Raw genomic sequence first — 22942 nt, forward strand, 5'->3', positions numbered from 1 at the left:
ATCTACTTTCTAGTTAATGATAAATTTGATTACCGCCTTCTCTAAATTCTTCGGCTTTCTCTTTCATGCCTGCAAGTTGTTCTTTGTAGGAATCGCGAATATCGTGTGATAAGCGCATTGAACAGAATTTGGGCCCGCACATACTACAAAAATGTGCAATTTTTGCTGATTCTGCTGGTAATGTTTCATCGTGAAATTCTCTTGCTCGATCAGGATCTAACGCGAGGTTGAATTGATCAATCCAACGAAACTCAAAGCGTGCTTTACTAATTGCATCGTCGCGTTCTGTTGCGCCTGGTAACCCTTTAGATAAATCTGCTGCATGTGCTGCAATTTTATAAGTGACCACACCTTCACGTACGTCATCTTTATTTGGTAAACCTAAATGTTCTTTAGGTGTCACATAACATAACATCGCTGTGCCATGGCTTGCAATTTGTGCCGCACCAATGGCAGACGTAATATGGTCATATGCTGGCGCGATGTCTGTTACAAGAGGCCCTAATGTATAAAAGGGTGCTTCTTTACAATAGAAATCTGCTAAATCTTGGTTTTCTTTAATTTTATGCATTGGAATATGCCCTGGACCTTCAATCATAACTTGTACATTATGTTTCCAAGCAATATCCGTTAACTCACCTAATGTTTTTAACTCTGCAAATTGACTTTCATCATTGGCATCGTAAATTGAGCCAGGACGTAAACCGTCACCAAGTGAAATCGCAACGTCATATTGACTTAAGATTTCACAAATTTCATCAAAATGTGTGTATAAGAAACTTTCCTCGTGATGTGCTAAACACCATTGTGCAATGATTGAGCCACCACGAGAGACAATCCCAGTTAAACGATCTACGGTTAATGGAATATAGTGAAGACGTAAACCAGCATGAATGGTAAAGTAGTCAACCCCTTGTTCTGCTTGTTCAATTAATGTATCTCGATATGCTTCCCATGTTAAATCTTCTGCTACTCCATTTACTTTTTCTAACGCTTGATAGATTGGCACTGTTCCTACTGGTACTGGTGAGTTACGTAAGAGATACTCACGAGTGGTGTGGATATTTTTTCCTGTAGATAAATCCATCATCGTATCTGCACCCCAGTGTGTTGCCCATACTAATTTTTCAATTTCTGCTTCAATAGATGAAGATACAATAGAGTTACCAATGTTCGCGTTGATTTTTACAGAGAAATTTTTACCAATAATCATTGGTTCAGATTCAGGATGATTGATATTATTAGGGATAATCGCGCGTCCTCTCGCAATTTCTTCCCTTACAAATTCTGGTTCCACTTGTTCCCTAATTGCTACAAATTTCATTTCTTTAGTGATAATCCCTTGTTTAGCGTAGTATATTTGTGTCACAGGTGTCTCTTTACTGCCACGTCTTGGTTGGTATTCAAATGGATGAGCTACATAGTTTTTATGACCTTCTTTTGAAAAACCATTATCAATCGATTGAATACGGCGACCTTCATAATGTTCAACGTCTTCACGTGCTTCAATCCATGCATCGCGAACCTTTGGAAGTCCATGATTGATATCAACCTCATAACTGTCATCATGATAAGGACCTGCTGTATCGTACACTACGACAGGTTCATTTTGAAAGCTACGTTGTTCTAATTGGGTGTCAGAAAGTTCAATTTCTCGAAATGGTACAAAGATATCACTATCCTTACCTTCGCCTTTTTTAAAAATACGTTTACTTGCTGGGAAAGTTCTTTTAAAATTGATTTTTTCTTGCTCCATTGACATTGCCTCCTAAATACTAGAAGGGTCTAAATATCACTGATTATATGATTCATAAAAAAAGCATTCAGCTTAATACTGAATGCATAAGAATAAGTGAATATATACGAAAATATATGTAAGTATCATAATGAAGAAAATGATTAATAGTTAAATTGACCTTTTCATCAAATTATGAAATCATCCATATGTCATTGTAAAGTGACTCACTGGCTTCCCTACGCTAGTATTAACTAGATCAGGTTCAAAGGGTTGGAACATGATGTTCCTTTCAGCAATATAAAGCACCCCTAGCAGAGATTATTAAATTATAGGTTATTTAACCTACACTTATACAATGACTTAAAATTCCATAAATATCAAGTCAATATATTAAACAGTTTTTACAACTTTTAGACATCCGAAAGTCTAACTTCATACAACCCGAAGTCTTACCTAAAGATTAAAAAACAGCAACCACAAGGGTTACTGTTGTTCTATTCTTTTGACTTATCCTCCAAAGAACAAATCAATAAAATCTCTACTTCTGTTTCTATCTTGTTTATAAAATTCGGTATATCCACAATTTTTACAAGTTATCGTCTTAAAATTATTATGTTGTACATCTAAAAATTTAGACAATCCTGATCCTGTTGCTGATAACGTTCCTTCTTCTATTTCTGTATGCCCACATTTTATACAACCTTGATTTTGATTTTCTGACATAATACATCACTCCTTCAATTTATTTTTACGTTTTTTAAATGTAGAGATGAAAAACGCAATATTCAATATTAACAATAAAGCAATAGCTACGATCAGTGAAACAATAATAGATTGAGATTCTGAGCGACTGTACATTTTAACTACCCACCCAATTATATCTGGCAAACAAACAATAAATATCACTAAAGCGAACAAACGTTGTTTCAAAATAAAACATAAAATCATTACAATTAACAACAGAATCAGTCCTATAATCACACTTTTTGATTCAGTTAGTGTAATGATATGATAAATGGGATAGTATTTTGTAAGGTACGTACTTAATAGGATGAAACCAAAAATAACTGCTCCCCATATAAAAGCATAAATATATACTCGTCGTTGCTCTCCATACTTTACGAGACCCTTTCTAATTAAGAAAAAAGGTAAAATCGTAGTTATACAAAAGATAAATAAGATATTAATAATAAAACCAATTGTTACATTAAGTTGTTCTGTAAAAAAGTTTGGGATAATAAAAATAGCTAGCATAAATGCTGAAAATAAAGCTAAGTATTTAAATAATCCCCTAGTTAAAATTATACATTCTGAGAATTGATCAGCATAATCTTTTACTGGAGTATTTAGAATATCACTAACATCACCTTGATTCTTTTCGGCAAGTTCAAAATAATCTCTTAACTCTTCTATAATATCATTAACCTCATGTTCATCTTTACCTCTAAATAAGAGTTCAGCCTTTAACTTAAATAAGTAGTCTTCTTTTTCTTTACTTATCATCATTATCACTCCTAAATATATGGTTCATACCTTTATTGAGAGCTTGCCACTTTTCCTTAAATTGCTGTAATTCTTTGAGTCCACTTTCTGAAATGGTATAGTACTTACGATTAGGTCCACCATTATCCGATTTACGCATGGTTGTATGTACATAACCTTTTTTATCTAGTCTTAAGAGCACTGGATAAATACTGCCATCACTGATTTCAGGGAATTGATGTTCCTTTAATTTCTCAAGAATTTCATATCCATACGTTTCTCCTTTTGCAATAAGACCTAAAATTGCTCCATCTAAAAGTCCTTTCATTATTTGATTAGATATTGTCATGTGATCACCTTTTACTAACTATCTTATAATATAAGATAGTATAAAATAATAGCTACGTCAACTAACTTATAATGTAAGATAGTCGGATATAAATAAAGCCCCAGAAGTACTTTAGACTCCTGGGGGTCTTCATGATAAAAAGTTATTTATTATCTATAACATCAATAGATATGGATTTTCAATATATTTAGCAAGTACTTTTAAGAAGTCAGCTGCGCCTGCGCCATCTAAGATTTGATGATCGAAAGTTAAACTTAATGGGATACGAGAGACTTGTTTTACATGATCCCCTTCAAGCACTAGTTCTTTAGCTAAAGCACCGACACCTAAGATACCTGTTTCACCTAAGTTTAAAATGGGTGTGAAATATTCGATGCCACTTGCACCCATATTCGTAATTGTAAATGTCGCGCCACTCAGTTGAACATCACCTGTATTTCCTTCACGTACTGCTTCAGCTGATGTTTTAATTTCTTTTGCTAAAGTGCCAATACTTTTAGTATCTGCATTGTCAATGACTGGCACCATAAGGCCATCTTCAAGTGATGTCGCAATACCTAAATGTACCTCATCATATTCTGTTAATTCACCGTTTTCATAACGAGCGTTCATTGCACCATATTCTTTTAATGCTAGAACTACTGCTTTAGCTAATAACGCTGTGACTGTCAATTTTACATCTTGATCTGCATCTTTTAATTCCTCAGATAATCGAGCTTTAAAGTCTAATAAACGATCTGCATTGACTTTGCGATGTAATGTTAATTGAGCAGTATGATGAAGACTTTGTCTCATATTTTGAGCAATACGTTGACGCATTGGGTTTAGACCTTCACCAATGCTAGACACATCGACATTTTGTGCCGTTGAAGATGCGCTTTCGTTAGACGTACCCGCTTCACCTTCGTAATCATAACCTTCTGATTCTACACGTTGAATATCGAGTTTTGTAATCCGGTCATTTCCACCTGTACCTTTAATTCTTGTGATATCAAGATCTTTATCTTCAGCCATATTACGTGCTAACGGAGAGATAAAGATACGGTCCCGTTGTTCAGGCTTCGCTTCTTTTTCTATATCTTTTTTATCAGATTGTTCTTCATTTGAAGATGCTTGTTGATTTTCAGACGTTGTGTCGTTATCTTTTTTCTCTTGGGTAGTTTCTTCAGAATCATCGTCATCGCTTCCTATGTCTTCGCCTTCTTCTCCGATGACACCGAGCACTGCTTTTACTTTTGCATCTTCGCCTGCTTGTACTTTGATTTTTAATAACGTACCACTTGCAGGTGCTTCGACATCATTTGTTAATTTTTCAGAGCTAATTGTGACAATGCTTTCGCCTTCTTCTACTGTATCGCCTTCTGATTTAAACCACTCTTCTACAGTACCTTCTTTCATTGTCATACCGAGTTTTGGCATAATAATATTTTCACTCATTGTGATACACCTCCCTACGCGTTAGCCTTTTTTAAGTCATCAATCAATTCTGATGCGACATCTAATACTTTATCTGCATTTGGAATATATGCCGCTTCTAAGTTAGATGCAAATGGTACTGGTGTATCTGGTGCTGTTACTTTTTTGATTGGTCCATCTAAATAATCGAATCCGATATCACCAATCACAGAAGCGACGTCACCAGCAATGTTACATTGTGGACTTGATTCATCAATAACAATTAAGCGTCCTGTTTTTTTCACTGATTCTAACACTGTATCTTGATCCCATGGAGACACTGAACGTAAATCGATGACTTCCACTGAAACATTATCTTCTTCAAGTCGGTCAGCTGTTTCTTCAGCCACCGCAACCATTTTACCAATTGCGACAATCGTTAAATTATCACCTTCGCGTGTGACATTGGCTTTACCAATCTCAATCGTATAAGGTTCTTCAGGCACATTGTTTTTTTGACCAAGTAATGTTTTATCTTCAGAAAAGACAACTAAGTTATCATCTTGAATCGCTGACATTAATAATCCTTTTGCATCATATGGATTTGATGGTACGACCACTTTAACACCCGGAATCGTTGCGAACATATTGTATAAAGATTGAGAGTGTTGGGCTGCGGCACTTGCGCCAGCGCCATGAACGGTACGTACAACTAATGGAATTTTAGCTTTACCGCCAAACATATATCTCATTTTTGCACCTTGGTTTAAAATGGGATCTAAACCAAATCCGATAAAGTCGTTAAACATAAGTTCTGCGATGGGACGTAATCCTGTTGCAGCTGCCCCTACAGCTGCACTTAATGTAATATGTTCAGAAATAGGTGTATCGATGACACGTTTACGACTATATTTTTTAGCAAGCCCTTTTGTTACTCCGAACACACCACCAAATGTATCATCGTCTTTAATATGTTCTACCTTAGCGCCACCTGAAACATCTGTACCAATTAAGATGACATTTTCATCTTCTTTCATAGATTGGTCAATGGCTTCATTAATCGCGCCCATGAATGTTAATTTACGTTCTTCACTCATCGTAAAAACCTCCTTATATGGTTAGGTCATTTGTCCTTATCTATTCATTCGTTTTAGTGTTTTAAAGGTTTCTTATGCAAAAACATCTTTGTATAGTGAATCTTCATCTGGTAAGTCACTTTCATCAGCGAATGTCACAGCATCTTCTACGGCTTGTTCAGCTGTTTTTTCAATATCGTCCGCTTCTTCTTCAGTTAACCATCCTTCTTCAATCGCTTGTTTTCTGAATTCTACAGTAGCATTTTTATCTGCATTACGGTCATCTGGTGATTTTACTTTTTGTTCGTCACCTTCAAAGTGACCATATTTACGATACGTATCACATTCGATTAATGTAGGACCTTCACCTTTTTTAGCACGTTCTACTGCTTCTTGTGTCGCTTGATAGACGTCTAAAACATCCATACCATCCACACGTACGCCTGGCATATTATATGCAGAAGCACGTTCTGCAATCGTTTCAGATGCACTTGCATAGTCGTGTGTCGTACCTTCAGCGAATTGGTTGTTCTCACAGACAAAGATAACTGGCAAGTTTAAAATTGAAGCGAAGTTTAAACCTTCATGGAATGTTCCTTCATTGGCGGCACCATCACCAAAGAAGCATACCGCAACATTGTCTTTACCTTGATTGATAATTGAAATACTTGCACCAATTGCAAGACCAAAGCCACCACCTACGATACCGTTCGCACCGAGCATCCCTTTGTCAATTTCGGCAACATGCATTGAGCCACCTTTACCATGACCTAAACCATCACGTTTACCCATGATTTCTGCCATCATACCGTTTAAATCGCAACCTTTTGCGATAGCATGTCCATGACCACGGTGTGTACTTGTAATATAATCATCGTCAGTTAGTTGTGACATGACACCTGTGGCAACGGCTTCTTCACCGACATATAAATGTACAAATCCTGGGATTTGACCATCACTAAAAATTTTGTGTACCTTCTCTTCAAAAAATCGAATTTCATTCATTGTTTTATAAATCCAACGTGCTTGTTCTTTTTCCATTTTCATTGTCAATTCCTCCTATCTTTCATAGGGCGTAAATTTATCGACTACATATGAATTGCAGAACCAAAGTATGCATCCGCACCTTCGCCAATCGCTTCTAATAATGCTGGATGTGGTTGAATTATTTCAGATAATTCATAGATTGTACCTTCTGACGCTTTTACTCCTAGGACTTCGCCAATTAAGTCTGTCGCATGAGGACCTACAATAAAGGCGCCAAGTATTTCTCCATATGTTTGATCAATAACTAATTTTATAATTCCTTCATTTTCCCCTTTAATGAGCGCCTTCGCATTACCTTGAAACGCTGATTGTGTGACTTTCACATCATATCCCGCTTCTTTGGCTTGCTCTTCTGATAAGCCAATGGATGCCGCTTCAAGTCGTGTATAAATACAACGTGTAATGTTCTCTTGACGAACAAGTGGTGGGTGCTTACCAGCAAGTGTTTCAGCTACATGAATACCATGTGCACTTGCAGCATGTGCAAGTTGATAGCCTTTGATTAAATCACCAATCGCATAAACGTGTTTTTGACTTGTTTGATAATGGTCATCGACTTTAAAGAACTTGCCATCCATCTCTAAATTTAAATCTTTAGCTACTTGTGTATTCGGTTGTCTGCCTGTCGCGACAAGTAACGTGTCGAAGCTGACGTCATCATGACCATCAAGTACAATTTTAGTTTGATCTACTGTTTTAATTTTCGCTTTTGTAATAATATTAATGTCTTGATTTTCTAAATGAGATTTTAATAACTCACGTGTATCATCAATTTCAGTAAGTAAAATATCATCTGCCACTTCAACAATGGTTACGTTCACGCCAAGATCAGCCATTGATGAAGCGAGTTCTGTTGCGATGACACCACCGCCAATCACTGCTAATTGTTTAGGTAGTTGTTTTAAATCGAAAAATGTATCTGTTGTTTCATAATCGACGTTCTCTAATCCATCAATAGGTGGTACAAATGGTTTACTACCTGTCGCTAAAATAATATCTTTACCTTGATACGTTTCATTATTTACTTTTACGTTTAAGTCTTTTGAAATGCTTGCTTCTCCCTCAATATAAGCTACTTTATTTTTCTTTAGTAACTGTTTAACGCCACCCGTAAGTGTTTGTACTACTTTCTTTTTACGTTGTACAAATTTAGGAAAATCGATATTTAATTCTTTCGTCGTAATTCCCCAGTCATTAGCAACTTGAATGCTATGTGCTTTTTCACCGTGTTCCAATAATGTTTTAGATGGAATACAACCGACATTTAAGCAAGTGCCTCCAGCATTGAATTTTTCAATGACTGCCACCTTTTTACCTAATTGTGCGGCACGAATGGCTGATACATAGCCTCCAGGTCCTGCACCAATCACAATCAAATCATATGATTCACTCATGAATGAACGCCTCCTTCCATAAGAGAACTTTTATTATTTTTAATATAAAGAGATTTTTTGTAAGCGCTTTCTAATCTCTTCATTTTCATTCTACACCATATATTTTGAATTTTCAAACTATTTACTATTTAGTGTTTTTTATTTTTACATACAATGTAGATATTAATAATTTGGTAAAAATTTTAAAATAAAATCTATATAATTCTTATTTGAAATACGTTATACTTTATTCAATATCACTTTTAAAAGGAAACTTAAACTATGATTCAAACTATCATTACTGCTGCGATATTATACATCGCAACTGCAGTCGACTTACTTGTTATTTTGCTTATTTTTTTCGCGCGAGCACATACAAAAAAAGAATATAGAAATATTTATATTGGTCAATATGTAGGATCTGTGACATTGATTGTCGTAAGTTTATTCTTTGCTTTTGTCTTAAATTATGTACCTGAAAAATGGATTTTAGGTTTACTTGGTCTTATTCCTATCTATTTAGGATTAAAAGTAGCCATTTTTGATGATTGTGAAGGAGAAAAAAGAGCGAAACAAGAACTAGACAAACATGGATTGACTAAACTAATTGGTACTGTTGCGTTAGTGACGATCGCGAGTTGCGGAGCAGATAACATCGGATTATTTGTCCCTTACTTTGTCACATTAAACGTCTCTGAACTCATTGTGACATTAATCGTCTTTTTAGTTTTAATCTATGTCTTAGTGTTTACTGCACAGAAGCTTGCATCTATTCCTGAAATTGGAGAAACTGTAGAGAAGTTCAGCCGTTGGATTATGGCAGTGGTTTATATTGGACTTGGTTTATTTATTATTATCGAAAACCACACCTTGCAGACGATTTGGGGAATGTTATTTTAAATGAAAATTATAAAAGGACTCTAACCTAAGCTAGAGTCCTTTTATTTAAGGTTATAATTTCATTATCGCACCAAATTGTTGTTGGGCATTTGTAAATGTGATGAATGTAATAAGTTCGATAATTTCTTTATCTGATAAATGAGACTTTAAGATCTCTGTGTACGTTGTAGGTATTTGATCTCCCAGTTTGATATAGACTTCTGTAAATCCTATACATATTGCTGATTTTTCATCTGTTAGACTCCCGGTAGGCTTGCCTTTTGCTTTACAATATTGACAACCATTTTTCTGAGCTAGCATACGGCGTATATCTTCTTTAAGTTCTGCGCTTAACGCGTTAGTATTTTCTAGTATGTCACTCAATGCTGACCACGTCTTCATAATGTCCTCGTGATGACCTAATAATCATTGAAATGGTGTATGACCTATGTGTGAAGGTTCAATAATAGCCATGATATGTCACTCCTATTTAAACTAAAGCCGCTTTTATTTTCTGTAGTCCCTTTTTCATCACTTCTCTAGGAACTGCAATATTAATTCTAATATGGCCCTCTGCGTTATGAACAAATTGCTCTGCACCTTCAATGATAACACCAGCGTTTTTAATAAAGAATTTCGCCATTGATTCATCAATATCTTTTTCTTTAATATAATAGCTTAAATCTACCCATGCTAAATACGTCGCCTCTGGAATTTTAAATTCTGCATGTGGCAGTTCTTTTTCTAGGAAATCTGCTAAATAGTTAAAGTTATCATCTAAATAATGATTCATTGCTTGTAACCAATCTTCGCCTTTTTCATAAGCAGCTTGCGTGGCAACTACACTTAAAGGATTTTCCGTACCAAAGTGATGTGCGTTCCAAATCTTTAGAAGTGATTCATTTTGAATAATGATATTTGAAAACATTAAACCTGCAATGTTGAAGGCTTTACTTTGAGACATAGTTGTAATGATTTTGTCGTAATCCGGGACAGCTTTGGCAAATGGGATATGTGATTGACCTGAACGTTTGATATCACAATGGATTTCATCTGAAATGAGCCATACATCATTGTCTTTCATAATTTGACCTAATGTGGCTAACTCTTCTTCTGACCAGACACGTCCCGTTGGATTATGTGGATTCGCAAAAATGCATAATTTAATATTTTCTGTTTCTACTTTTTTACGTACATCATCAAAATCAATCTCATAATATCCATAATGATTGATTAGTGGAGAATATACTGTTGAAATATGATTTTTATCACATGCCATTTTAAATGGTCCATAACTCGGCGTAACAATTAATGCTTTATCATCCTTATCACAAATATAACCTACAAGTTCAATTAACCCAGCTACAATACCGTGAGAGAATACGAGATGCTCTTGAGGGAAAGTGAAACCATAACGTTTCTTTGTCCAAGATACAAAAGCTTCATAATATTCAGAACCGAAGACGTTTGTGTAACCTAAAATTTTCTTATTTAAACGTTCACGAATCGCATTTAATACGACTTCTGGTGTACCAAAGTCCATATCTGCTACCCACATACGAATCAGTTCATCATTATCTTTTAAATCTGACGTATCTGCATCACCAAAAAGATAGCCTTTATAGCCTTCCACATTCATTGCATTTGTATAACGACGATCAATGATTTCATCAAAATTGTAATTCACGAGATTTCCTCCTAAACATGTTCATGTGTTTTATCAATTATCATTTTAATACTTACGCCATATTCTGTATATTAACTTTACTTTTCATTCAACGCAGTAGACACACTTTTTAAACGAAAAACTCCTCACTATTACAGTAGTGAAGAGTTTAAAATTTAATATGTTTGAATACATATATTATGCTAGACCATCAATGACGTATGTCACACCCAAGACTGCGAATGTAAATGCGATTAAGGTTGAAACAAAAATCATACCCATCATTGGATTAAATAATAAGATAATCCCTAAAATAATCCCTAAGATATTTACGATAATTGATAAACCGCGTAATTGATGTTGTTGTGATAGTGTAAACAGACCGATAACCGAACTGAAAATAAACCAAAACGCAAACATAAATACAAAAAATACTGAACTTGCTCCAACATTAAATACAACAAGAATACCAAAAATTAAATCGATAATACCATTAATTAAAATTAATTTTGTATTTACTCCTACGAGTTTTTTTGCTGTACGACGGAATAAAAGTTGAATGACACCGCCTATCATAATGAGTAAGCCAATCAGCCAAGTCAGTGTATAGAAGTTTTGAACTGGATTACTAAATATAACCACGGCAATAATCAGTAATAGCGTACCAATGATTAAACTTGACCAATTTAATTTTCCATTATCATGGGCCATTATTATCTCTCCTTTTTATATTTAAAATTATATTTAAAGATTACTACAAGTATAATTTATCTATCATTAGAACACAAAAAACCTCACTAATCGATTGACTAGTGAGGATACTTTTACGAATTCATAGAATTGGTAAATTGTATATTAGTATGTACCACCATTAAGATTTTTCAAACAACTTTTGTAAAATGATTTTCAATCAAATGAATTTATAATTTTAATATAAAAAATATACCTGGTATGTGTTACTCCTCTTTAAAATTGGGTAATTATGAATTACGTAAACAATTTAGGAGGTATACAATGAGTAAAGCATTAGTTGTAGTTACAAGCGTTTCAAAATATCCTAATATGAATCGTCCAACTGGATTATGGTTGGGTGAAGTCGTTCACTTTGCAGATGTATTATACAAAAATGGCTATGATATCGATTATATTAGTCCAGAAGGTGGCTATACAGCTATCGATCCGGCAAGTCTACAAGAAGATATGATGTCTGAATTAGATTGGAAATATTATCAAGATAAAGACTTCATGACACGTCTTGGTAGTACACTTACACCAGATGCCGTACGTGCTGAAGATTATGATATTATCTATTACGCAGGTGGTCACGGAACAATTTGGGACTTCAAAGATAATAAAGATTTACAAGAATTAACACGTAAAATTTATGAAAATAACGGTGCAGTTTCTTCTGTATGTCATGGTGCTATTGGTCTATTAAATGTTACAGATAGTGAAGGTAATTCTATTATTAATGGTAAAACTGTAACTGGTTTCTCTAATACTGAAGAAGAAGCAGTTGGCTTAGCAGATTAAAGTTCCTTATTTAACAGAAGATGAACTTAAAAATCGTGGTGCACATTACGAAAAAGGTGACAACTGGAGTCAATTCGCTGTTATTGACGGTCATGTGATTACAGGTCAAAATCCACAATCTGGTAAAGCTGTAGCTGAAAAATTCTTAGAATTAAAAAAACAATAAATAAGACACTCCGCAGTGTTAATAAAAAAGTTGAATCTTTCAATCTTTAGAAAGATCCGGCTTTTTTATTTACTCTATTTCATAATCATTTCAATGACAGCTCTAATATTTTTATCAATATATTTATCAACATGTTGAGCAAGGTAATAGTGACGTTTCACATTTAAAGTTGTTATCATTAATTTTTCATAATCCTCGGGATGAATTGCTGATTTTGAAATAATCGCAAACCCATTTCCATCCTCTACCATTTGTTTGATAATCTTAATATTATTAATTTCTACCAAATATGGATTTAATTTCAACTCAGAAAGACCTACTTCCTGATAAAACCTTGTTCCAGACCCTTTTTCTCTAACGAAACATATATCCATTCTAGGTTTAACCGACTTTTTGTAAATATACACCATTTCGTCTTCCATTATTTTCTTACATTCTATTGCATTATCTTGAATTTCCTTTTCTACAATACCTATATCTACTCTGTTGTGTTTAATATCATTTATAACAGAATCTGAATTATTAACACGTAAATGAATATGTAACTTAGGATATTGTTGCATAAGACTAGTAAGTTGTTCTGATAATAAATATTCACCATATGTATAACTGCTTCCAATTGTTAAAGTACCTGAGATGATTTCAGATTCCGATGTTAAGTTTTGCCATAATTCTTGTTCAATACTTTCCCGCTGCAATGCATATTGTAATAGCTTTTCGCCATCTCTAGTTAATTTTAAATAGGGAGACTTAAATTCAAATATTTTAACATGATATTTTAATTCTAAACGTTTAATATCACGACTCACAGAAGGTTGCGAAGTATATAAATGTTCTGCTGCTCTAGTAAAGCTTTCTGTTTTCATTACTTCAATTAATACCTTGTACGGATCCATGCATCATTCTCCTTTAAGTTTAATATAACATTTTTGATATATATACTATACTAATAATTTATTTAACGTTATAACAATAACATGCTAAGATTTCATATTGAGGTGAACGTACATATGAAATCAATAACGCAGCCTTCATTTATGAAAGGTATTATGTTTACATTTATAATCGCAATGATCAGTTATATATTAGCTAAATTTCCTATTTTACATACGATTGGGGCATTAGCTATTGCTATCATTTTTGCGATGCTATATCGCCAAGTGATGGGATATCCAGAACACATTCGTCCAGGTATTACGTTTGCATCGAAACGTTTATTAAAATTTGCGATTATCTTATATGGATTAAAATTAAATATGGGGGATATTCTAGGTAAAGGCTGGAAATTACTACTTATTGATATCGGTGTTATTCTTTTTGCTATAAGTCTAACTTTAATTCTTAATACATTGATTAAAGGAAGTAAGCCAATATCTATATTACTTGCCATCGGAACAGGTGTATGTGGAGCTGCAGCTATTGCAGCAACGGCCCCTATTCTTAAATCTAAAGAAAAAGATATTGCAATGAGTATCGGTATTATTGCTCTAGTTGGAACAGTTTTCGCTCTTATCTATACCGCGATTGAGACTACTTTTAGACTACCTGCTATGACTTATGGTGCTTGGGCAGGTGTGAGTTTGCATGAAATCGCTCATGTCGTCTTAGCTGCCGGAGTAGGTGGACCAGACGCTATGAAGCTTGCCTTAATTGGAAAGTTGGGGCGTGTTTTTCTACTTATTCCATTAAGCATTGTCTTAATTTTGTATATGCGTTATAAGTCACATTCAAGTCAAGTACAACAAAAAGTCGATATTCCTTATTTTCTCATTGGCTTTATCTTAATGGCTTGTATCAATACATTTATTCCTATTCCTTCATTACTTATAAATATTATAAATGTTATTACAACGGTATGTATGTTAATGGCGATGGTTGCTCTAGGATTGAATATCGTTTTAAAAGAAGTTATTTCAAAAGCACTTAAACCTTTCATAGTGATATGTATAACTTCAATTTGTCTGTCTGGTGTGACTCTCTTAGTTACTTCTATAATATTTAAATAAGTCAACATGTTATATGTTTATATTTAAAATAAAAGCGTGCATTTCACTATTTTGAAATGCACGCTTTTTCAATTATTATTCTTCAATATTTGTTAAGTCTTCTAAGATTAATTCTGATGCGATTAAGCCTCTGTATTTCGCCCAACGTTCACGATTGACGTCATGCACACGTTGATTACGAACCGCTTCAATATTTGACCAATCTTCAGTTTCTTTTAATTTTTCATAATCTGTTTTGTTATCTTCATCTACCATAATAAATATACGTTCTGGATTAAAGCTTGCAAATCGGTCTGTATCTACTTTTAAGTAATCTGCGCCCATATATTCAGGTAGATGGTTTTCCATATCTTCAGGAACAGAACCATTAAAACCAACTTTTTGCAAGAATTGTCCAACGTATGAATGTGATGCATGAACATATAAGCCATCATGTGTTGGTACAGCAGCAATAGTTGATAAGTCTTTATCAAGTTTAATATCTTTGCTTAAGTCTTCAACTTTTTCATTGTGTTGAACAACAAGTTCACGGCCTTTATCTTCTTTAGATACGAGTTCTGCAATTTGTTTAAATGTTTCAATACTTTGGTCGTAGTTAGCATCAAAGCTTTCTAATAATACTGTTGGTGCTGCCGCATTTAATTTTTCAAATATTGATTCATGTCTTGTCTTATCTGCTAAGATTAATTGTGGTTCTGCTTTTTTAATTAATTCTGCATCAGGCTCTAAACGTGAACCAACAGATGTGTAGTTACCTACTAAGTGTTTAATAGAATTTTCTAAGTTATTTTTATCTTTGTCATCAGCAATACCTGTGACATTCAATTCTAATTTAGCTAATGCTTCTACAAAAGAATATTCTAACGCAACAACTGATTCTAATTCATCTGGTATTTCTACTTTAACACCATTCGTTTCAAATTCTTTAGCCATAATATAAATCCCTCCAAATAAGATGACATTTCATTTTTCGTACAATATAGTTATTTACGTTTTAGAGAAATTTAAACATTTCATTCTTTTATAAAAAAACGATTAGCCACATGGACTAACCGTTTTTAAATTCTTATAACATGTTCATTTTTAATAAATCAATCACACCACTTGAAGCACCTGGAAATGCAAAGATAAGTTGATTTAAATCTTCCGCTGTCATACGTTGATTAATAATAAATACAAGTAAGTTTACTAAATCATTGGCAGCATCTGCATAGATTTCAGCACCTACTAAGTGTTTATGTTCATCTAGTACAATATACATTTCAGCTTCTGCTTCATTTTTATACTCAAAGACCATTTGTTTACCAAATGGAACATGTTTCACTGTATATTGTTCATTTTCTTTTGCGTCTTCTACAGTCACACCAATTTGTGATAAGCGGGGAAGTGAATAAAGTACTGAAGGAATAGCTGGATATTTAATTTCATCTTGTACCATACCTAAAATATGTGCAGCAATGTAGTTTGATTCAAACGTCGCAGTTGGCGTTAATTTAGGAACTGTTTTATTTAATACATCGCCACTTGCATAAATATTTTTAACATTTGTTCTTAAATAGTCATCCACTTCGATTCCTTTTTTACTATAATTGATACCGACATTCTCTAATCCAATACCTTCAACATTTGGCACTCTTCCTGTTGCATCAAGTACATATTCCGTGTTGATTGATAATCCAGATTCAGTTGTAAGTGTAAACGCGTCTCCTTCTTTTTTAACTGCATTTGTATTTTCATTTAGATAGAATTTAACGCCTTCATCTTCTAATTTTTTAACTAATTTATCGACATGATTACGGTTAAATCCTGGTAAAATCTCATCTGTATGATGAACCACATAAACGTCAGCGCCTGTTTTAATCATGATAGACGCAAATTCGATACTGATAATACCGCCACCGATAAATGTGATACTTTTTGGTGCTTCTTCCATTGATAAGAAGTCACGACTATCATGTGTATATTCTTTACCTTCAATAGGTAATTGATTACTGTGTTGACCTGTCGCAATCACAATATTTTCTGTTTCTAATGTATCGCCATTTACTTCAATTGTATGTTCATCTTTAATAACACCCGCGCCCATATAGACATCAATATCTTGTTTTTCGAACATTGATTTTAGAAAATCTGCCATAGGATGGATCACTTGATGTTTATAATCCATTAAGTTAGACCAGTTTACTTTAAGATCTTTTGATTCAATAATACCTGGATAATGTGTTGCTTCTTCTAATACTTCAAACGGATTCTCAAGTAAAATTTTAGCGTTACAACCCCAATTCGTACATGTTCCAGCAATACGTTCTTTTTCAATAATGGCTACTTCTTTACCTGCTTGTTTTAAAGTTAAAGCTGCGTGCCATGCTGCATGTCCACTACCAATAAATGTAACATCATATTTTTTCATATAACTCATCCTCTTCTTTATTTTTTAGTGAGTTGTTTCAACGTATGTTCTAATTGATTTAATATCTCTTTCGCTTGGCTATAATCTGCTTTGTTCATATTCGAAGGTAAACAATCGGCTACCGCTTCAAAGATGGCATCTTGTTGCTGATAGGATTTATCAGTTAATGTCACAATTAATTGACGTTTGTCTGTTGCTGCACGAGTTCTTGTCACCCAACCGGCTTGTTCTAATCTTTTTAGCAGTGGTGTTAATGTATTACTTGATAAGTCAAGTTGCTTACCAATGTCGTGTAATGTCCGTTTATCTTCTTCCCATAGAGCAAGTAACACTAAATATTGTGAATAGGTTAATCCAAATGGCTTTAGTTGTTGTTCATAAAATTGAGCAAATAAGCGACTCACATTATATGCAGAAAAACATAATTGATTTGCTAAAGTCATCTCGTTCTTGTCCAATACAACACCTCTTTTCAATCGCGCAAGATTTATTTTAGTATAAACAATCGCGCACGATTAATAAAATGATAAATATCCAAACATTTCTAAACTATTGAAGATGCAGGGTAGAATTTATTTTAAATTTGTTGTTTCACTCCCCTAACACTTTTGCTATTTTAATTAGAAAAGACTCACTTTCCTTTAATAAAAAGAAAAATGAGTCCATGATTTACTTATGTTCAATCTACAAATATTTATTTTTTAATCTTCTTTTTGTGGTTTTCCGTATTCTTCCGTTATTAATTTAGATGCTTCACTATTAAGCAGACTTTTAATTTTTTAAAAGTAAGACTACCCGCCTACTAAAAAAGAGAATATATACTCTTTTTACTTCACTTTCAATCCTCTATATCGATTTAAGGTACCGATAAATTCTTGTTTACGAGGTAAGGCAAGATGTCCAGGATGTCCATTAAAATGAGAGAGCGCTTCTAACCCTTCATGCTCAATTAAGTGATACATCTCATTTGTTGCTTGAATTATGGAATTCTGATTATTGATGCCATGACGTCTAAAGTAATCTAACATCATCGTAATAGCGTTTGTCTGACTATCATCCACAAGTTGTTCTAATCCTGTTAGATTAATACGGTCATGACCATACATAATAGAATGTAATCCTTTTGCTTTAAAACGATTTTCTTTTCCTTTTTTAGAGAAAGAATCCGTTAACGGTATGCGGTGAGATAGCACTCCAAATGATTGATCACCCTCAATTTCTCGCTTATAGCCCTCAGTATTCGTTATTTCTTTTGCTTCTTCTGTTACATCTTTTAAATGATATTCATCCATCATTAACACTTGGTCAGCAACGTCAAAGTAATCTCCTGAACCCCCAACAATAAGAATAGTAGAAACATTATAATCTTCATATAATGATTTTACTTTATTAGAAAATGGAGTAATTGGTTCTTTTTCAGGAGCAATCAATTGTTGCATACGACCATCACGAATCATAAAATTAGTAGCTGATGTATCTTCATCGACTAATAATAATGAACTTTCTGCTTCTAAAGCTTCGATTACATTTGTGGCTTGAGATGTACTACCACTTGCGTTTTCTGTAGAAAAGTGTGTCGTATCTTTCTTTCCTGGAAGATTATCAATAAATGGACTAATATCGACATTTTCAACGTTTCGACCATCCTCAGCACGTATTTTCATCGCATCATGTTGAGTCACCACGAATTCTCGACCGTCATGTTGAATGTGATCATATACACTACGCTCAAGCGCTTCTAATAGTGTCGATTTACCATGGTAACCCCCACCGACAATAAGTGTAATCCCTTGTGGAATAGCCATCCCTGTGACTACCTGACCACTTGGAAGATTGAATGTATGTTCAAATTTCTTAGGACTTGTGAATTGAATGGCACCTTTCATTGGAGCGTCTGAAACACCACTTTTTCTTGGCAAGATTGAACCATTTGCCACAAATGCGACTAAATGTTCTGTTTCAAGCTGTTGTCTAATATAGGTCTGATCTAGTTTTAATGCGACTTGTTCGTTCAATGCTTGTTGATTTAAATTTTCGTATTGTATCGCTTTTTCTACCATTTGAGGAATGCCATGTATTATCGTATGTGATGCTACTTTTCCTAGAATCTTACGTCCAGCTGCTGGTAGTCCAACTTCAATACGTATTTCAATATCTTTATCATTAATCACTACAGATGTACGTTCGAGTATTTCTTGTCCTGGATGATCGATAAAGATCTTCCCATTTTTACCTGAACCTTTCACTGTACGATTGAAATGTTTTAACTGGGTCTCCACTGTTCGAGTTAAAAAGTCTGAAGTCGCTATACGTTTATCTTTAGTATCTAATAATTCATTAGGAATTTCAGTCTCATGTTTCCCAATAATGACACGCATTTTTGAAGGTGACGCAAAAGGATCGACTTGAACATGATCTATAGCTAGACGGAATTGATCAAATTGATATATCCCTTTCGTTCGTTTATAAGCGCCATATTTTTGTCCGTCTAAAGATTTAAGTAATCGTTCTAAATCTTTTGACTGTTTCATCTTAATTCCTCCGTTCATAGTATTGCTTGTTTATGTTTACCCTTTTTTAAAAAAATAAAAAATCACTACTCCAAATCATTGAAGTAGCGATATACATACGTTATTCAGATTTAACACCTGTACGTAATCGTAACTCATGTTCAATTTCAGCTAAACTGCGACCACGTGTTTCTGGAAGATACTTAATTACAAAGGACATCGCTAGTACGCCAATAGCAGCAAAAATTAAGAATACCCATTCTGTATCTAAATGATGATTTAAAATTGGGAATAATTGTGCAACGATTAACGTACCAAAGTTTAATACTAATGCTGCAATGCCTGTTGCTGCTCCTCTTGCACGTGTTGGGAATAATTCAGGTAACATGACCCATAAAACTGGGCCCCATGAAATTCCAAAGAACACGATGAATAATGATAAACAAATGATAATAACCCAAGCTGATGATTGAATACCGATTGACCAGATAAGCATCGCCATAATGACTAATGAAGCAATCATTCCAAGGTTCCCTACAACGAGGAGTTTTTTACGATCCACACGGTCAACGATAAATAGTGCTAAAATCGTTACTAATACGTTTACCACACCAATACCGACTGTACCGATAATTGAAGCAGAACCACCTAGACCTGCTTTAGTAAAAATCGTTGGGGCATAGAAAATAACTGCATTGATACCGATAAATTGTTGAAAAATCGCAAAGATACATCCAATAATCAGTGTTGGACGTAACCAAGGTGATTTAATCACTGAGAATGTTGACTCTGAATTAGAAGCTATTTCTTTCATTTCCTTAATTTCAGCATCAATTGCATCTGGATTATATGTAATTTTCATTACATCACGCGCTGCTTTCTCACTTTTATTTTCAAGTAACCAACGTGGACTTTCAGGCATAAATGCTACCCCGACTAATAAAATAAGGGAAGGAACCACAGCTAAGCCTAACATCCAACGCCAAGCGCCCATATCTGCAAAAGCATAGTTCACCAAATAGGCTGATAAGATACCAATGGTAATCATTAATTGGTTAAGTGAACCTAAGGATCCACGTAGTTCTGTAGGAGCCATTTCAGTAAGATACACAGGTACTGTTGACATTGAACCCCCTACGGCAAGTCCAACTATGACACGACCAATAATAAGCATTGCAATATTAGTCGAAAACGCTAAAACAAGTGAGCCTACAATAAATACTAACGCAATAAATAATACTAAACGACGGCGACCAATTTTATCTGATAATGGTCCGCTTCCCCCTGCACCAACAATCGCTCCGAAAAGCATTGATGATACGACTAATCCTTCCATCACACTATTATGTAAAGGGATATCTTTAGGAATATAAAGTAATGCGCCGGAAATAATGCCGTTATCATAACCGTAAAGCAAACCTCCTAAAGCACCCAAAATAAAAATCAAATATTTATTTACTTTCATATAATATCCTTCCTTTTTCAAACTAGTAAATATTATACGTACTAATTGAAAGCGTTTCAATATTTTTTTAATTTAATTTAAAAAAGCAATCTTCACATTATAGCTGTAAAGATTGCCGTTCATATTAGTATGATATAAAATCGTTTTCTTTTCTAAGCAAGTAATAATGGACTTGAAAAAATAAGAAAGAAAATAATTGTTAAAAATAACGTGATACTATTAAATACTTTGCTGCCACTCATTAGACCTACAACACTTGAAACCACTGACAATAGCATGACAAAAAAGCCAGGTAAATACCAAAACATATCTGTAAATGTAATCGAAACTGCAAGTAGAAATGATAATACACATAAGATACCAGAAACTATATTCATATTGTTTAATCTCATTGATGTCTTCCTTTCTGTAAGATATTAATAACATTATATACTATATTTACATTTAAATTTACTATATATCATTATTTTTTTAAAATATAAAACACCCTTATTGATAAATATCTAAATAAGAGGATTTTATTTTTGATTGCGTCTCTAAATATTTTTGTTATTTATAGGTGTATTAGCTTCTATTGTTTATTATTTTTTACTAAATACTCATTTTTAATGAGTTATACAATTACGATGGGTCCAATCATTATTGGTATGTATTTATAGGAAAGGTAACGTTGTCATCAATTAGATCACTACATAAAAAGCAATAAGATTAAGTATTTCACCAATATGCAGATATTATCTGCTAAAAGAATATAAAAACGCGCCCCAAAAGTTAGATTTTAAGTCCAACTTTTGGAGCGCGTGTCAGTTTTAAAAATAATAATATATATTTGTTATTTAAATTAGTGGAATCTCATACCGCCGTCGACAATAATAGTTTGACCAGTAATATAATCAGAATCACTGCTAGCTAAGAAACCAACTACATTGGCTACATCTTCTGGTTTAGATAAACGTTTTAATGTGATTTGATCAGTGAATTGTTTCCAACCCCATTCTTCTGGTTGATTATTTTCTTCGGCTAATTTTTTAGCAATACCTTCCATCATAGGTGTTTCAACGATACCTGGTGCAAATGCATTTACTGTAATGCCTTTGTCAGCTAAATCACGCGCAGCAACTTGAGTTAATCCACGAACTGCGAATTTCGTACTACTGTATAACGATAATCCCGCATTACCTTCAACACCTGCTTGAGATGTTGCGTTTATAATTTTACCGCCATGACCTAATTTTTCAAATTGTTCTAAAGCCGCTTGAATGCCCCAGAATACGCCTCCAACATTTACTCCAATAACTTGATTAAATTGTTCAGGTGTGACTGTATGGATAGGTGTTGTTGGTCCTAGGCCAGCATTATTTACGATTACATTTAACTCTCCAAAATGTTCTACAACTTTACGTGTCACATCAAAAACATTTTCACGGTCAGATACGTCAGCTCTAAACGCTACTGCTTCTTGACCTTCTTTTGAAAGTGCTTCAGCAGCTTTTTTTGCGCCTTCTTCATTAAAATCGACGATAGCAACGCTAAAACCGTCGTTAAATAAACGTTCTGCTATTTTGAAACCAATACCTTGTGCTGCACCTGTAACAAGTGCTACTTTTTTAGAATTGCCCATTTATTACACCTCTTAAAGTAATATAACTTTCAATTATTATGTTAGCACTTTGTATGTAAAATACTATGAAAAGTTTGTGAACTTTTGAACAAAGTTTTAACTTTACTCCTTTATTCCATAAATAGTGGCACAGAAGAACAATTTATATATTTTATTTACTAAGGCTATAAACGATCTTTAATGATTAAAACAAGCATCTTAAAGGTAGACATTATTTAATACCTTT

Annotated in this window: 19 protein-coding genes, 4 pseudogenes and 1 riboswitch; of the genes and pseudogenes, 3 read left to right on the top strand and 20 right to left on the bottom strand. The window is 33.9% G+C overall.

The features are described 5' to 3' along the window. Nucleotides 1–13: 13 nt before the first annotated feature. The 9 genes and pseudogenes from thiC to lpdA all read right to left on the bottom strand — a co-directional run bounded on the left by thiC (nt 14) and on the right by lpdA (nt 8481). Nucleotides 14–1756, bottom strand: a complete 1743-nt coding sequence (gene thiC, locus HMPREF3046_RS10345) for a phosphomethylpyrimidine synthase ThiC (RefSeq protein WP_070719341.1) — start codon at nt 1754–1756, stop codon at nt 14–16. A gap of 197 nt (nt 1757–1953) precedes the next feature. Next, a riboswitch (TPP riboswitch) is annotated at nt 1954–2058 on the bottom strand. 187 nt (nt 2059–2245) lie between these two features. Next, on the bottom strand, nt 2246–2461 hold the full coding sequence (locus HMPREF3046_RS10350; protein ID WP_002449335.1) for a zinc ribbon domain-containing protein: 216 nt from the start codon (nt 2459–2461) through the stop codon (nt 2246–2248). A 6-nt stretch (nt 2462–2467) separates the two neighbouring features. Beyond that, the gene (locus HMPREF3046_RS10355) at nt 2468–3241 is read right to left on the bottom strand and encodes a hypothetical protein (protein WP_070719343.1); all 774 of its coding nucleotides are present in this window, start codon (nt 3239–3241) and stop codon (nt 2468–2470) included. Next, nucleotides 3231–3569 carry a PadR family transcriptional regulator gene (locus HMPREF3046_RS10360; protein ID WP_002449459.1) on the bottom strand — a complete coding sequence of 113 codons (339 nt, stop codon included), beginning with the start codon at nt 3567–3569 and terminating at the stop codon, nt 3231–3233. Before HMPREF3046_RS10360 ends, HMPREF3046_RS10355 begins: the two co-directional genes overlap by 11 nt. Nucleotides 3570–3722: 153 nt before the next feature. Beyond that, nucleotides 3723–4664: pseudogene (locus HMPREF3046_RS10365) on the bottom strand (dihydrolipoamide acetyltransferase family protein); the annotation flags it as partial. A 174-nt stretch (nt 4665–4838) separates the two neighbouring features. Next, nucleotides 4839–5006 (bottom strand): annotated as a pseudogene (locus HMPREF3046_RS11665) (biotin/lipoyl-containing protein); the annotation flags it as partial. 14 nt (nt 5007–5020) lie between these two features. Continuing rightward, on the bottom strand, nt 5021–6061 hold the full coding sequence (locus HMPREF3046_RS10370) for an alpha-ketoacid dehydrogenase subunit beta (protein ID WP_070719346.1): 1041 nt from the start codon (nt 6059–6061) through the stop codon (nt 5021–5023). 72 nt (nt 6062–6133) lie between these two features. Further along, nucleotides 6134–7087 (bottom strand): thiamine pyrophosphate-dependent dehydrogenase E1 component subunit alpha, encoded by a 954-nt coding sequence (locus HMPREF3046_RS10375; protein ID WP_070719348.1) that lies wholly within the window; start codon nt 7085–7087, stop codon nt 6134–6136. A gap of 41 nt (nt 7088–7128) precedes the next feature. Beyond that, on the bottom strand, nt 7129–8481 hold the full coding sequence (gene lpdA, locus HMPREF3046_RS10380; protein WP_070719350.1) for a dihydrolipoyl dehydrogenase: 1353 nt from the start codon (nt 8479–8481) through the stop codon (nt 7129–7131). A gap of 261 nt (nt 8482–8742) precedes the next feature. Between lpdA and HMPREF3046_RS10385 the strand changes: the two genes are divergently transcribed. Beyond that, on the top strand, nt 8743–9360 hold the full coding sequence (locus HMPREF3046_RS10385) for a CadD family cadmium resistance transporter (RefSeq protein ID WP_070719353.1): 618 nt from the start codon (nt 8743–8745) through the stop codon (nt 9358–9360). A gap of 51 nt (nt 9361–9411) precedes the next feature. Here HMPREF3046_RS10385 and HMPREF3046_RS10390 read toward each other — a convergent pair. The 3 genes and pseudogenes from HMPREF3046_RS10390 to HMPREF3046_RS10400 all read right to left on the bottom strand — a co-directional run bounded on the left by HMPREF3046_RS10390 (nt 9412) and on the right by HMPREF3046_RS10400 (nt 11716). Beyond that, a pseudogene (locus HMPREF3046_RS10390) lies at nt 9412–9813 on the bottom strand (carboxymuconolactone decarboxylase family protein). Between the two features lie 16 nt (nt 9814–9829). Continuing rightward, a complete protein-coding gene (locus HMPREF3046_RS10395; RefSeq protein ID WP_070719354.1) occupies nt 9830–11026 on the bottom strand; it encodes a 3M3SH-releasing C-S lyase in 1197 nt (398 codons plus the stop codon). 177 nt (nt 11027–11203) lie between these two features. Beyond that, entirely contained in the window at nt 11204–11716 is a 513-nt protein-coding gene (locus HMPREF3046_RS10400; protein WP_070719356.1) for a DUF308 domain-containing protein, read from the bottom strand. A 303-nt stretch (nt 11717–12019) separates the two neighbouring features. Here HMPREF3046_RS10400 and HMPREF3046_RS10405 point away from each other — a divergent pair. Then, nucleotides 12020–12704 (top strand): annotated as a pseudogene (locus tag HMPREF3046_RS10405) (type 1 glutamine amidotransferase domain-containing protein). A gap of 74 nt (nt 12705–12778) precedes the next feature. Here the strand turns inward: HMPREF3046_RS10405 and HMPREF3046_RS10410 are convergent. Then, entirely contained in the window at nt 12779–13600 is an 822-nt protein-coding gene (locus HMPREF3046_RS10410) for a LysR family transcriptional regulator (protein WP_070719359.1), read from the bottom strand. A gap of 114 nt (nt 13601–13714) precedes the next feature. Between HMPREF3046_RS10410 and HMPREF3046_RS10415 the strand changes: the two genes are divergently transcribed. Further along, a complete protein-coding gene (locus tag HMPREF3046_RS10415) occupies nt 13715–14710 on the top strand; it encodes a YeiH family protein (RefSeq protein WP_070719361.1) in 996 nt (331 codons plus the stop codon). A 75-nt stretch (nt 14711–14785) separates the two neighbouring features. Here HMPREF3046_RS10415 and HMPREF3046_RS10420 read toward each other — a convergent pair whose 3' ends face one another. The 7 genes from HMPREF3046_RS10420 to HMPREF3046_RS10450 all read right to left on the bottom strand — a co-directional run bounded on the left by HMPREF3046_RS10420 (nt 14786) and on the right by HMPREF3046_RS10450 (nt 22716). Then, complete coding sequence (locus HMPREF3046_RS10420; protein ID WP_070719362.1) at nt 14786–15643, bottom strand: ABC transporter substrate-binding protein; 858 nt, start codon at nt 15641–15643, stop codon at nt 14786–14788. A gap of 133 nt (nt 15644–15776) precedes the next feature. Next, nucleotides 15777–17120 carry a dihydrolipoyl dehydrogenase family protein gene (locus tag HMPREF3046_RS10425; protein WP_070719365.1) on the bottom strand — a complete coding sequence of 448 codons (1344 nt, stop codon included), beginning with the start codon at nt 17118–17120 and terminating at the stop codon, nt 15777–15779. Between the two features lie 17 nt (nt 17121–17137). Next, nucleotides 17138–17578, bottom strand: coding sequence for a MarR family winged helix-turn-helix transcriptional regulator (locus HMPREF3046_RS10430; RefSeq protein WP_064206856.1), 441 nt, complete (start codon nt 17576–17578; stop codon nt 17138–17140). Between the two features lie 369 nt (nt 17579–17947). After that, nucleotides 17948–19651 (bottom strand): ABC-ATPase domain-containing protein, encoded by a 1704-nt coding sequence (locus tag HMPREF3046_RS10435; protein ID WP_070719368.1) that lies wholly within the window; start codon nt 19649–19651, stop codon nt 17948–17950. A gap of 100 nt (nt 19652–19751) precedes the next feature. Continuing rightward, a complete protein-coding gene (locus tag HMPREF3046_RS10440) occupies nt 19752–21095 on the bottom strand; it encodes a glucose transporter GlcP (RefSeq protein ID WP_064206854.1) in 1344 nt (447 codons plus the stop codon). Nucleotides 21096–21247: 152 nt separating this feature from the next. After that, entirely contained in the window at nt 21248–21472 is a 225-nt protein-coding gene (locus HMPREF3046_RS10445; RefSeq protein ID WP_256278233.1) for a hypothetical protein, read from the bottom strand. Between the two features lie 464 nt (nt 21473–21936). Next, nucleotides 21937–22716: a (S)-acetoin forming diacetyl reductase gene (locus HMPREF3046_RS10450; protein WP_070719369.1), complete on the bottom strand. Its 780-nt coding sequence runs from the start codon at nt 22714–22716 to the stop codon at nt 21937–21939. Between the last annotated feature and the right edge of the window lie 226 nt (nt 22717–22942).

Source organism: Staphylococcus sp. HMSC070D05 (assembly GCF_001815595.1).
Taxonomy (GTDB): Bacteria; Bacillota; Bacilli; order Staphylococcales; family Staphylococcaceae; genus Staphylococcus; species Staphylococcus hominis.

Excerpts from the sequence above, each read along its gene's own strand:
- thiC (WP_070719341.1), bottom strand. The coding sequence starts at position 1,756 with ATGGAGCAAGAAAAAATCAATTTTAAAAGAACTTTCCCAGCAAGTAAA.
- HMPREF3046_RS10350 (WP_002449335.1), bottom strand. The coding sequence starts at position 2,461 with ATGTCAGAAAATCAAAATCAAGGTTGTATAAAATGTGGGCATACAGAA.
- HMPREF3046_RS10355 (WP_070719343.1), bottom strand. The coding sequence starts at position 3,241 with ATGATAAGTAAAGAAAAAGAAGACTACTTATTTAAGTTAAAGGCTGAA.
- HMPREF3046_RS10360 (WP_002449459.1), bottom strand. The coding sequence starts at position 3,569 with ATGACAATATCTAATCAAATAATGAAAGGACTTTTAGATGGAGCAATT.
- HMPREF3046_RS10370 (WP_070719346.1), bottom strand. The coding sequence starts at position 6,061 with ATGAGTGAAGAACGTAAATTAACATTCATGGGCGCGATTAATGAAGCC.
- HMPREF3046_RS10375 (WP_070719348.1), bottom strand. The coding sequence starts at position 7,087 with ATGAAAATGGAAAAAGAACAAGCACGTTGGATTTATAAAACAATGAAT.
- lpdA (WP_070719350.1), bottom strand. The coding sequence starts at position 8,481 with ATGAGTGAATCATATGATTTGATTGTGATTGGTGCAGGACCTGGAGGC.
- HMPREF3046_RS10385 (WP_070719353.1), top strand. The coding sequence starts at position 8,743 with ATGATTCAAACTATCATTACTGCTGCGATATTATACATCGCAACTGCA.
- HMPREF3046_RS10400 (WP_070719356.1), bottom strand. The coding sequence starts at position 11,716 with ATGGCCCATGATAATGGAAAATTAAATTGGTCAAGTTTAATCATTGGT.
- HMPREF3046_RS10410 (WP_070719359.1), bottom strand. The coding sequence starts at position 13,600 with ATGGATCCGTACAAGGTATTAATTGAAGTAATGAAAACAGAAAGCTTT.
- HMPREF3046_RS10415 (WP_070719361.1), top strand. The coding sequence starts at position 13,715 with ATGAAATCAATAACGCAGCCTTCATTTATGAAAGGTATTATGTTTACA.
- HMPREF3046_RS10420 (WP_070719362.1), bottom strand. The coding sequence starts at position 15,643 with ATGGCTAAAGAATTTGAAACGAATGGTGTTAAAGTAGAAATACCAGAT.
- HMPREF3046_RS10425 (WP_070719365.1), bottom strand. The coding sequence starts at position 17,120 with ATGAAAAAATATGATGTTACATTTATTGGTAGTGGACATGCAGCATGG.
- HMPREF3046_RS10435 (WP_070719368.1), bottom strand. The coding sequence starts at position 19,651 with ATGAAACAGTCAAAAGATTTAGAACGATTACTTAAATCTTTAGACGGA.
- HMPREF3046_RS10440 (WP_064206854.1), bottom strand. The coding sequence starts at position 21,095 with ATGAAAGTAAATAAATATTTGATTTTTATTTTGGGTGCTTTAGGAGGT.
- HMPREF3046_RS10445 (WP_256278233.1), bottom strand. The coding sequence starts at position 21,472 with ATGAATATAGTTTCTGGTATCTTATGTGTATTATCATTTCTACTTGCA.
- HMPREF3046_RS10450 (WP_070719369.1), bottom strand. The coding sequence starts at position 22,716 with ATGGGCAATTCTAAAAAAGTAGCACTTGTTACAGGTGCAGCACAAGGT.